General features: G+C 47.3%; 8 protein-coding genes. 7 read left to right on the top strand and 1 reads right to left on the bottom strand.

The features are described from left to right. The first annotated feature begins 57 nt into the window (after positions 1 to 57). From C1S73_RS17850 to C1S73_RS17835, 4 genes are all read left to right on the top strand, one after another. Complete coding sequence (locus tag C1S73_RS17850; protein WP_038869710.1) at positions 58 to 1029, top strand: TAXI family TRAP transporter solute-binding subunit; 972 nt, start codon at positions 58 to 60, stop codon at positions 1027 to 1029. Positions 1030 to 1106: 77 nt separating this feature from the next. Further along, the gene (locus tag C1S73_RS17845) at positions 1107 to 3707 is read left to right on the top strand and encodes a TRAP transporter permease (RefSeq protein WP_050566708.1); all 2601 of its coding nucleotides are present in this window, start codon (positions 1107 to 1109) and stop codon (positions 3705 to 3707) included. A gap of 304 nt (positions 3708 to 4011) precedes the next feature. Then, a complete protein-coding gene (locus tag C1S73_RS17840) occupies positions 4012 to 5037 on the top strand; it encodes an HlyD family secretion protein (protein WP_038869708.1) in 1026 nt (341 codons plus the stop codon). Continuing rightward, on the top strand, positions 5034 to 6521 hold the full coding sequence (locus C1S73_RS17835; protein WP_038869705.1) for an MDR family MFS transporter: 1488 nt from the start codon (positions 5034 to 5036) through the stop codon (positions 6519 to 6521). The genes C1S73_RS17840 and C1S73_RS17835 overlap by 4 nt, the downstream gene beginning before the upstream one ends. 86 nt (positions 6522 to 6607) lie before the next feature. Here C1S73_RS17835 and C1S73_RS17830 read toward each other — a convergent pair whose 3' ends face one another. Next, entirely contained in the window at positions 6608 to 6853 is a 246-nt protein-coding gene (locus C1S73_RS17830; RefSeq protein WP_038869703.1) for a Rho-binding antiterminator, read from the bottom strand. Between the two features lie 157 nt (positions 6854 to 7010). On the opposite strand from C1S73_RS17830, the gene C1S73_RS17825 reads away from it, so the two are divergent. The 3 genes from C1S73_RS17825 (at position 7011) to ygjK (ending at position 12319) form a co-directional block, all read left to right on the top strand. Then, positions 7011 to 8144, top strand: a complete 1134-nt coding sequence (locus C1S73_RS17825) for an MBL fold metallo-hydrolase (protein WP_038869700.1) — start codon at positions 7011 to 7013, stop codon at positions 8142 to 8144. 456 nt (positions 8145 to 8600) lie between these two features. Further along, the gene (locus tag C1S73_RS17820) at positions 8601 to 9368 is read left to right on the top strand and encodes a hypothetical protein (RefSeq protein WP_038869699.1); all 768 of its coding nucleotides are present in this window, start codon (positions 8601 to 8603) and stop codon (positions 9366 to 9368) included. A gap of 260 nt (positions 9369 to 9628) precedes the next feature. Beyond that, entirely contained in the window at positions 9629 to 12319 is a 2691-nt protein-coding gene (gene ygjK / locus C1S73_RS17815; RefSeq protein ID WP_038869697.1) for an alpha-glucosidase, read from the top strand. Positions 12320 to 12322: the final 3 nt, after the last annotated feature.

The following is a 12322-nucleotide window of genomic DNA, read 5'->3' as shown; positions in this document are numbered from 1 at the left end:
GTCGTTAGCTGAGAAAAATGTCTTTATTTTTCAATCGATAGACAGGAAGAACTTAAAATGAAAGGAACCACACTCATTGCAGTATTTGCTTCGGCAGTATCATTGTTCTCATACAGTGAGAAAATAAGTGCGGCAGAGAAATTTATTACTATCGGCACGGGTGGTCAAACGGGTGTTTATTACGTAGCAGGCCAATCGGTTTGTCGTTTTGTAAACCGTGGTGCGGCAGACCACAGCATTAAATGTAATGCACCAGCCAGTGGTGGTGGCGTGGCAAACGTCAATGGTTTGCGCAGTGGCGAATACAACTTCGGCATTATGCAGTCAGATCACCAATACAAAGCCCTAGAAGGTGTGGCTCCTTTCCAAAATAACCAACCAATGACGGACATTCGTGCCGTTTTCTCACTACAAAGTGAAGTGTTCACCATTCTTGCGCGTAAAGACGCGGGCATCACCAATTTCGACGATTTGAAAGGCAAGCGCGTCAACATTGGTAACCCTGGCTCTGGTCAACGCGACACGTTTGAGCAAGTGATGCAAGCTAAAGGTTGGTCGCAGGATGTGTTCAGCTTGGTGTCGGATTTGAAGCCAGCAGAACAAGCTTCCGCAATGAGTGACAACAACATCGATGCAATGAGTTACTTCGTCGGCCACCCAAACGGCGCGATTCAAGAAGCCTCAACCACAACGGATGCGGTGCTAGTACCAGTGACTGGTCCTGAAATCGACAAGCTACTTGCCGAGCGTGCTTACTTCACCAAAGCAACCATTCCAGGCGGAATGTACCGTGGCAACCCGAACGATACGCAATCTATTGGCGGCAAAGCGGTGCTCTCAACCACAGCAGAGACGGCTCCTGAGTTGGTGTACCAACTGACGAAATCTGTGTTCGACAACCTAGACCGCTTCAAGCGTCTGCACCCAGCATTTAAAGACCTGAAAGAATCAGAAATGATTGAAGTGGGCCTGTCTGCACCACTGCATGAAGGTGCGGTGCGCTACTACAAAGAGCGCGGCTGGTTGTAATTCTTAGAACCTTCAATTTTTAGCAAGCGCTGTGATCGGTTCGCAGCGCTTGCTTCTCTGTTGTTTGTGAGAAAATTATGGATAAGACGATCTCCACGTCCCATGCTGATACGCATCCGAGTGAGCTGTCGGCAGAAGAACTGATTGCCCAAGATGTGGGTGCTCGCCTGCCAACCGGAATCATGGAAAAACTGATTGCGGGTTTGGCGTTACTTTGGTCTCTGTTTCAACTTTGGATAGCGTCTCCGCTGCCCTTTATTGTTGGCTTCGGTGTAATGAACGACACCGAAACGCGCGCCATTCACCTTGGCTTTGCCTTGTTGCTTGCCTTCCTTGTCTTCCCCGCTTTTAAGCGCTCCCCGCGCGACCGTGTTCCTGCCTTCGACATCATGTTGGGTTTGATTGCTTGTGCCTCTTCGCTGTACTTGTTTGTTATGTACGAAGCACTAGCACAACGTCCGGGCAGCTTAACCACTGAAGACTTTATTACCGCATTGATTGGTTTGCCTCTGCTTTTAGAAGCGGCGCGTCGAGTATTGGGCCCAGCTTTGCCTGTGATTGCGTTGGTGTTTATCGGCTACAGCTTGGCAGGCCCATACATGCCGGGTTTGTTGTCCCACCGTGGCGTGCAGTTGGATGCGCTAGCTAACCACCAGTGGATCACTACAGAAGGTGTGTTTGGTATTGCGCTTGGCGTATCGACCAGCTTTGTATTCTTGTTTGTTCTGTTTGGTGCGTTGTTGGAACGTGCTGGAGCAGGGCACTACTTCATTCAATTGGCATTTAGCATGTTGGGGCACTTGCGTGGTGGCCCTGCAAAAGCGGCCGTCGTTGCCTCGGGCTTAACGGGTTTGATTTCTGGCTCGTCTATCGCCAACGTAGTGACCACGGGTACGTTCACTATTCCTATGATGCGTAAAGTTGGTTTCTCTCCAGAGAAAGCCGGTGCAGTGGAAGTGGCGTCATCGGTGAATGGGCAAATCATGCCACCTGTTATGGGCGCTGCGGCGTTTTTGATGGTGGAATACGTCGGCATTCCTTATGTTGAGATCATCAAGCACGCCTTCTTACCTGCCGCAATTTCTTATATCGCACTGCTTTATATTGTTCATTTAGAAGCACTCAAATTGGGCATGCAGCCAATTGATGCTGCACGCTCAAAACCTTGGTTAGCAAGACTCACGGGTTTTGTATTTGGTGCGGCGTTGATTTCTGGATTGTCGATGGCGGTCTACTATGGCTTAGGATGGCTGAAGCCAGTATTGGGTGACTTTGTCCTACCGGGAATGGCATTGATTCTTGCGGTGGTGTACTTGGCGCTGCTAAAAGTGGCGGCAAGCAATGAGCCGTTACCAGAAGAGGACCCAGATGCTCCGTTAGAACAGTTACCAAATACGCGCGCGGTCTTGCTATCTGGCTTGCACTACCTACTGCCTGTGGTGGTCTTGGTGTGGTGTTTGATGGTCGAGCGTTTGTCTCCGGGGTTGTCTGCTTTTTGGGGCAGCGTGATTCTGGTGGTGATCGTTCTGACTCAACGTCCTCTGCTGACTTGGATGCGTAAAGATGGCAAACACGATTACGGCAACTTCAAAGACGGTTGTATTGATTTGCGTGAAGGCTTAATTGCTGGTGCGCGTAACATGATCGGTATTGGTATCGCGACCGCTACCGCAGGCGTAATCGTTGGTGCGGTATCGCAAACAGGAGTTGGCTTAGTATTGGCTGATTTGGTTGAGATGCTGTCGATGGGCAACTTGCTACTAATGCTGATGCTCACCGCCGTATTGAGCTTGATTCTAGGCATGGGCTTACCAACTACGGCTAACTACATCGTGGTATCGAGCTTGCTGGCACCTGTTATCGTCACGCTGGGTCAACAACACGGTTTGATTGTGCCGTTAATTGCGGTGCACTTGTTTGTGTTTTATTTCGGCATCATGGCGGATGTAACGCCGCCGGTGGGTCTGGCTTCGTTTGCTGCAGCAGCGGTGTCGAAAGGCGATCCAATCAAGACGGGCTTAACCGCGTTTTACTACAGTCTAAGAACCGCAGCTTTGCCGTTCCTGTTTATCTTCAATACGGATTTGTTGTTGATTGATGTCGATTGGGCGCACGGCATTGCCATCTTTGTTATCTCTACCATTGCGATGTTGATATTCGCAGCGGCGACGCAAGGTTGGTTCCTGACTCGTAACCGTTGGTACGAAGGCGTTCTGTTATTGCTGGTGGCCTTTACTCTGTTCCGTCCAGGGTTCTGGATCGACATGGTGGTTGACCCTTATCAATCGAGTAATCCTGCCCAGTTGGCACAAACGCTTGAGCCGTTAGAAGAGGGCGGTGTGCTTAGAATGCGTATCAGCGGTGAAGATGCGGTCGGTAAGATGCGTGAATTCTCGGTGCTGCTTTCGGTTCCTGAAGGGGAAACCGGACAAGACAAGCTGGACGCATTGGGTATGGCGACCTATCAGCAAGGTGAACAAACCCTGATTGATATCGTCAGCTTTGCTAGCCCAGCAGAGGTAGCAGGATTGCAGTTCGACCAACAAATTGTCGATGTTCGTGTGCCTGTTGAGCGTTATCGTAAAGAGTGGATGTGGATTCCGGCAATGTTGCTGTTTGGTGTTGTGATTTGGCTACAACGTCGAAGAGTAACCGCGCAGCTTTCTGCAGCACATTGATAGTTAAAGATAAATAACCATAAAGCCCCGTTAGAGTTAAGTCTAACGGGGCTTTTTTCTGTCTGGAATATTCGCCAATGTGATTGTCTAAGTCGCGGAATGATTAGCGTCTTCTATACTTTATGCACATTTATACCCAAGCATCTCGAGGTTACTTGGGTACCAAAGAGTGTGAATATCTTTGCGCATCATTTGAACAAATTATCAACGCTCAAAATCGGATCTTAACCTTTCAGATCATCTTGTTGTTCGAAAGCGGAAAAATCCTACACTGATCACATAATTGAACACTTGGACAATATAAATGAGCGACGATATCGCGAAGAAATCCTCTTCGAAATCCAAACTGACCAAAATCCTTTTCCTTCTCGTTTGTGCTATCGGCTTCGGTGCGATGTACTGGTCTTGGCAATATTCTGATGGTCACCCAAGTACCGAAGATGCATACGTAAGAGCAAAAATCCTGTCTGTCGCTCCTCAGGTTCAAGGCCAAGTCATCTCAGTAGAAGCCAAAGACTTCCAAGTGGTGAACAAAGGCGATCTGCTATTAAAGATTGATTCTCGTCCTTATCTGCTCGCGGTCAAACAAGCGAAAGCGGCTTACCAATTGGCGGTTCAACAGCATGATGTGGCCGATAAACAGGTCACAGAAGCGGTCGCTGGTTTAGATGCAGCACGCTCGAACCTGACCGAAGCGCAGTTGGAGTACAAACGTACTAACTCGCTAGTGAAGCGCAAATTAGCGTCTGACCAAGATTTGGATACTGCGAAGAACAAACTCGCGAACGCTCAAGCAAGCTTAGAACAAGCACGTGCAACGGTTGAAAAAGCAATCGCAAACCGCGGTGAAGAAGGCGCAGAAGCTGCGGTTGTTCAACAAGCGGCGGCGCAACTCGCACAGGCTGAGTTGAACCTTAGCTACACCGACATCACTTCTCCTGTCGATGGTATCGCGGGTGAAATCAACACACATACTGGTTCTGTTGTCGGTATTGGCCAAACTCTGTTCCCTGTGATTGTGAAAGACAGCTACTGGGTACGCGCAAACTTTAAAGAAACTGACCTAACGCACATCAAAGCAGGCATGCACGCTGAAGTCGTGATCGACATGTACCCAGACGTAGTGTGGGATGCGAAAGTAGAAGAGTTGTCGCCAGCAAGTGGTACCTCTTTCTCATTGATGCCACCAGAAAACGCAACCGGTAACTGGGTGAAAATCAAACAACGCTTCCCTGTGCGTTTGACGCTTGAAGTGCCTGAAGGTGCACCACAATTACGTGTGGGTGCAAGTTCTGAAGTGACTGTTGATCTGAAAAGTAACGCACAATGAGTAACGAGATTACGGCCGACAAACGGGGAATAGCCACCGTCGCCGTGATGCTTTCGGCCATCATGGTGCTGATAGACATGACCGTTGCTAACGTGTCGCTTTCACACATGATGGGCGCGTTGGGCGCAACGGCAGACCAAATCACATGGGTGCTAACTGGCTACAGCATGGCTGAGGCGATCTTCATTCCGATGACCAGTTTCTGGGTATCGCGATTTGGTGAGCGCAAAGTCATGCTGGTGGCGGTCATCGGCTTTGTGATTGCCAGTGCTTTCTGTGGACAAGCGGGTTCACTCGAAGAGATGGTAGTGTTCCGTATTATCCAAGGTGCGTTTGGTGCCTCGGTGATTCCACTGGCGCAATCTACATTGGTTCAGATTTACCCTTCCGAGCAAAAAGGCAAGGCGATGGCGATCTTCTCCATCGGTATCTTGCTTGGTCCGATTTTAGGCCCGGTAGTGGGCGGTGTGATTACGGACAACATCAACTGGCGTTGGATCTTCTACGTCAACTTGCCATTTGGCTTAGTGTGTACTGCGCTGATTTATCGCTACATCCACATCAGCAACAAATCCAAACCGAACTTCGACTGGTGGATCATTGGTTATATGGCCCTAGGGGTCGGTGCGTTGCAGTTCGTGCTCGACAAAGGTAACGACGAAGACTGGTTCAACTCTCGCATGATCCAAACCGCAGTGCTGCTGGCGATCATGGGCTTAATCATGTGGATCTACCGCAGTTGGAAGACCAAGAGCCCCATCGCGCCTCTATGGCTCCTCAAGGACAAAAACCTCATGGTCTCGTCCTTAATGATGGCGGTGGTGTCGATGGCCATGTTCGGCTTGACCACTCAACAACCGATGCTGCTCGAAAGCTTATTGAACTACCCAGTGTCCACCACAGGCATGTTAATGGCCCCACGAGGTTTGGCATCTGCCTGTATGCTGATATTGGTGATTGTGATTAACCCGCAATTCGATCCAAGGTTGAAGATTGTCTTTGGCCTAACCTGTATCGGTATTGGTAGTTACCTCATGACCTTGTACTCCATGGAAATCGATACGTTCTGGATCGTGATGCCAAGTATGATTCAAGGTATGGGCTTAGGTTTGACCTTCTCGACCTTATCGACACTGGCGTACATGACATTGCCAAAAGAACAGTCGGTGGCAGGGGCGAGTATTTTTAACCTGTTCCGCACCATTGGTAGTTCGTTTGGTATCTCGATTGCGACTACATACCAATACCGCGACAGCCAACAGCAATGGCACGCTTTGGGAGAAGGCTTTAACCCTTATAACCCAGTGCTGCATGACTGGGCTGCGAAGCAGGGATTGTCGATTACCGATCCTGCGGCATTGGAGCAATACCAGAACATGCTCCATCAGCAATCGCAAATGGTGGCCTTTGTGCACACCTTCCAGTTGGTCGGGGTGATGTTCGTTATCATGATGCCGATGCTGATATTTATCCGCTCAAGGTAAACCTCTAAAGCCAAACAAAAGCGCCCTTAACTCAGCCAGTTAAGGGCGCTTTTTTGTCTCTGACTTTTCTATCGGTTTTTGAGCAATTAACCAAAGGTCACTTCACTGAAATGCGGATTGTCTTTGAGTGCTCTCATCGCAATCAATTGTTCGGTTGGGAACGAAATGTGCTCGCCATCGATATCCAAAAATAAGCACTCTTGTCGTTCAATATCGTAGCCTGTATCAAATGCGCTGCCTTGATGTTTTTCACTGTTTTTGAGAGTGATCTCTACGGGCAGATTAAACATACAGGCGACTTCAATAAAATCGTATTGGCTGCAGGTCACCATAACTTTTCTCCTTCTCTCTTCCTTATCAAGACCGATAAAGGACAGAAATACTTCTCTGAAACCTAATCTTCATCTTACGCCCTATTTTGGTCATGAAAAAGACATACAAGCAGGTTTAACTAAAACCATAGTTTAGTGAACAAGACGTAGATAGGACATGTCTGAAACGACACTTAAAAACACGTACTTGGCTCGTGAGCGCGCAACGCAATCACTGATTACTCCTCACACTTACTACGCGCAGTTGGCGCATCGCATTAACCTCTCACCTCAATTTGAACATGGACGCGTCAAAGACAAGATGCCAAATGTGCCAAGCCCTCAGTCTTTTTGGCAAGTGTGCTGGGCCTACATGGGCGGACGTTCGCCGCTCAGTCCCGATAACCAGTTGCCTTATTCATCGATAGATTCGACGCGGTTTGAGCAGCGACAACAAGCGATGCGAGTCACTTGGCTCGGGCATTCCACTTTGATGATTGAGACAGATGGCGTGCGCATTCTGACTGACCCTGTATTCGACTATGCGTCGCCTTTGATTGCTAAGGCATGGTTTGAGCGCAATATCCCCAATACAGCCGTACGTGATAACTTGCCGATTCCGGATGTCATTGTGATCTCTCATGATCATTACGATCACCTCGAAGCTTCGACCATACGTTACTATTCTGATAAATCCGTAACATTTTACGTGCCACTCGGTGTCGGTAAGCATCTTATTCGTTGGGGCGTTAGACCTGATAACGTGGTGGAATTTGATTGGTGGGAGAGCGTTCATTACGCCAACGTTGAGTTGATATGCACGCCAGCCAATCACAACTCAGGGCGCACTTATCTGGATAAGAATTCGACCTTATGGGCTTCTTGGGTAGTAAAAGGTCAGCAAGAGACCCTCTATTTCAGCGGCGACAGTGCGTACGATAGTCACTTTGCACAAATCGCCCAGCGTTGCGGTCCGGTTGATATCGCCTGTTTGGAAGTCGCGGCAGATGTGAAAGGCAACCAAGGTTATCCGGTTGAGAATTGGGGACACATGCAAGCGCATCACACCGTACGCGCATTCAAAGATCTGCAAGCGAAGAAGTTGCTACCTGTACACTGGGCAACGTATGAGTTGTTTACGCACAAATGGGATGAACCCATTGAGGACTTGATTGAACATTGCCAAGCCGATCACATTGAACTTATTACTCCGATGGCGGGAGAGAGTTTTTATGTGGCAAAAGAATATAAAAATAAATGTTGGTGGCAGGCCAATAAATTATGTGAGCAAGCTAGAAAAATACGGGTATAATATGACGGCGCTTCAATAATACCTCGGTTAATTTAACCAACTTTCTTGCTCCTTATAACAAGCTTTTTACTGGTCACTAACTCGATGAAATACCAGTCACTCGCGAATATTCTGTGATCTCAAGCGAGACTAAATTTTTAAGTACAGTTTTTTGATACTTCCCACCTAAGAAATTAATCTCTCGGTAGAAAACTTTTACTAAAAATCTAAGTGAACTTAATTTTACGCATCAAAACAATTATACTCGTCGCCATACTGATAAGGCTTAAAATAACTGGTCAAAGTGTGAACTTAATGAGTAAAACTTGATCAGTTGACAATAAGTAAAAGTCTCATCATTGAAATCGATTTAATTGATAAAGAATGCTGGTGATAATTGGAACCAGCATCACAAGAGTAGGATTCTCTTGAATATATCATCAGGGATGCTGAAGAAATTAAAACAGGCATTGTTAGATGAATAATTCTGCAACGTATTTACTTGCTGCTTTACGAGAAAAAATTAAAGAGAAAGGGATTTGTTATTCCGATCTCTCTGTCGGAATGGGGATTCCTCTATCAACCATTAAGAGACAGTTGCACAATACGTCTTTAGGGTTGGACAAAATACTCTCGTATGCCACTCATTTAGATACTGACTTAGTCGAATTGTCCATGCGTGGTAAACAGCTGCAACAAGAAAACGAGCAATTTATCACCGACATTAACAGTGAAATATTTCACCAGTATCCGTACCTGTTTGATTTCTTGTATTTATTACGTCGGAAGGAATGGTCTCCGCAAGATATTGCGAGCAAATACCAATTGACCCATACCTCGATCACCCTTTATTTCCGGGCATTGGAAATGATGGATTACATCGAGCTAAAAGGTGATGACCAATACCGCTTTAAAGACCAAGGTCGCTTTATTTTCGAAGAAGGCTCCAAGCTCGATACTTTGTTTGCTAAGCGCTTTCGAGATGAAGTGTTTAGCCATGATGTGCGACCACCGATTTGCATGGGACGCATTGCTATCACTGAAGAGCAGGAAGAGAAACTGGCGAATGAGGTTTACAACAAACTGATAGAGTTTGATGTTCAAAACAAGAGCGGAGAAGGCAGTAAGCGACTGAGAAACGTCTTAATGACTTACACGCCTGGCAACCAGATATTCCTTTCGGATACGATACCGAATATTGACGGTGAATTATTAAAAGCCATCTCGATGGCGAATGAAAAATAGTGATTATTTAATCACAAAATAAAGAATTTATATTAAGTGGGTGTGTTTGATAATGAATACATCAAAGCCCCACTATTATCCAAAATTAATGACCTGTTATTTAAATAGGTCAAACGAAGAAGAGACAAATTAACCGATCTCTTCTCACATCCAAAAGTGAAATAAATAAGGCTGAGTCTTCATCATCGAAAATCGGCAGGGCACGTCTCGACCTTTTTTCTCCTGATCAGGACCAAAAGCCAATAAATGAGGGATATAACATGCACTTTAAGACTTCTTTATGTGCGATTGCTGTCGGGGTTGCTCTAACACTTAGTGGATGCAACAGTAGTGATAATGACTCGAATGTGGATGCGCCACTGAAAGCGGCTGAATTCCATAACACGATCGATCGTGCGGGTGTGCCAGTGGCACTGCGTGATCTTCATGGTGGTCACCTTCGCTACATTCCTATGTTCGATAACGGCTCGTGGCATGGTCACACACTAGACACTAAAGGTGGTGAAATCACTTTAGGTGGTACAGCGTTACTAACGGAAGAATACGTGTCATTCATGGCTGCACGTTTTGACCGTTTGGCACTAACGGTTGATGGCCAACCTATGCCACTCAAATTGACAGAAGCTTACTCACAACCCGGCGCATTGATTCAAAAATACACGGGCGATAACGGCATCGAAGCGGAGCTCGAAATGCGCTTTGTGACAGACCGTACTTCTCTTGTTAAAACCACCATCAAGAACCCGAACAAGCTGGCTATTCAAGGCGAATGGGACGGCGAGTTGATGCAAGATTACCGCGCTGACGATGGTCAACTTTACAAGAACAACGACAGCACTGTTCGCAGTGTTGAAGATGCATACCCTACTTACTCACGTGAAATCGCCGCGACAGAAAACGGCGTAGAAGTGTCTTTTGGTGCGGTTCGTGACTCTTGGTCGTTATTAACTTCGGGCGATTCTAAGTTTGAAGTGACGCGTTCTATCAAACCAGAAACGTCTACCATCGATGATGACAAGAAAGGCTTCGTCCAAACGGCAGAGCTAGGTGATGGCGAAGAAATCACGCTCTACACGGCGTACACGCACGTTCAAAACACTGAAGAACAAACGTCTGAATTTGCAAAATTGGATGACGTAATGGCCGATCCAAAAGGCTACATGCACGATTCAGCAATGCGTTGGGAAGAGTATCTAGCAAACGGCCTTACGAACGATGCTGCTTCAAAAGAGCATGAATTCGTTGCAGTAAAAGCGATGGAAACACTAAACGCAAACTGGCGTGGTGCAGCGGGTGCGATTGATCATGATACTGTTACGCCTTCGGTTACGGCGCCTTACTTCTCGGGCAACATGACATGGCCGTGGGATACGTGGAAACAAGCTTATGCGATGTCTCACTTCAACCCAGATGTGGCGATGGAAAACATTCGTACTGTATTCCAATACCAAGTGCAGTCTGACGATCCTGTTCGCCCTTGGGACGAAGGTTACTTGCTTGATGTAGTTACCTACAACTTGCCGGCAGAACGTTGGGAAGGCATGTCTGCGGAATACAAAAAAGTGTTCCCTCAAGCGACGGATGGTCTGAACTGGAATGAGCGTAATACTAAGCCATCACTTGCTGCTTGGGCGGTATGGGAAGTGTATACCGCACTGAAAGATGAGCATAACCGTCCAGAAGAAGCGCAAAAATGGTTAGAAGAAATGTATCCGAAGCTGGTTGCGTTCCACGACTGGTGGTTACGTGCTCGTGATACGAATAAGAACGGTATCCCAGAATACGGTGCAGCGAAAGATCCAATCCACACGGTTTTCGAAGGTGACGTGAATGACGGTTCTTGGGGACCAGATGCGTCTGTCGATGACATGAAGTTCCAATACAAAGACGAAGCGAATGGCGACAAGTGGATCAAAGAAACGGGCATCGAGAAATACAACGAATTGTTGACTTCTGGTGACTACACGGCAATGAGCATCCCTGCAAAAGTCGCAGCGGGTTGGGAGTCAGGTCGTGACAACGCAGGCGTGTTTGGCTTCATTGATACGATTGACAATCTACAAGGTATGGCTGAGCAACCAACGCAAGAAGAAGCGGAAGTGATTGACCAAATGGGGCGATACGCTCATAACACCAACGGCTTCGACAACACCTACGACATGATGATGGGTGAAGACGGTTCTGTCGTGACTTACCGTAATGATTCGGTTGAGAACATGGACAAACTGGCTCAAGCGAAGAAAGACTGGGAAGTGAAGTTCAACGAGAACACCGACGACTCAAACAACTTGTCTGGTTACTCACTCATGCAAGAGTCGGTAGACCAAGCGTCGTACTGGTATTCAGACAACCTGTACCTATCGCAAATTGCCGATGTATTGGGTAAAGCTGACAAAGCGGCAGAGTTCGCAGCGAAAGCCGCTGATACCAAAGAGTACATCAACCGTTGTATGTACGACGACACAACTGGCTTCTATTACGATATTGAAGTGGTACCAAATGGCCTTAGCAATCAGTGTGCAGGTCCAATGTTGGTGAAGCGCGGTATGGGTCCGGAAGGTTGGTCTCCACTATTTAACAACGCAGCAACGCAAGAACACGCAGATAAAGTGGTGAAAAACATGCTTGATACCAGCAAGTTTAACTCACCGAAGATCCCACTTGGCACGGCGTCGATGGACAACCCTGCTTACGGACCAGACATTTACTGGCGTGGCCGTGTATGGCTGGATCAGTTCTACTTCGGCGTTCGTGGCATGGACAACTACGGTTACGGTGTAGAAGCGCGTCAAATGGTTGATAAGCTGTTCCAAAATGCACAAGGTCTAACGGAAACGACGCCAATTCAGGAAAACTACAATCCTGAAACGGGTGCAGTGCAGGGCGCAAACAACTTCTCTTGGAGTGCTGCGCACCTTTACATGCTGTACAACGGCTTTGTGGGCAAGTAACAC

The organism is Vibrio jasicida 090810c, from assembly GCF_002887615.1.
Taxonomy (GTDB): domain Bacteria; phylum Pseudomonadota; class Gammaproteobacteria; order Enterobacterales; family Vibrionaceae; genus Vibrio; species Vibrio jasicida.
This window is presented reverse-complemented; position numbering and strand designations above follow the sequence as displayed.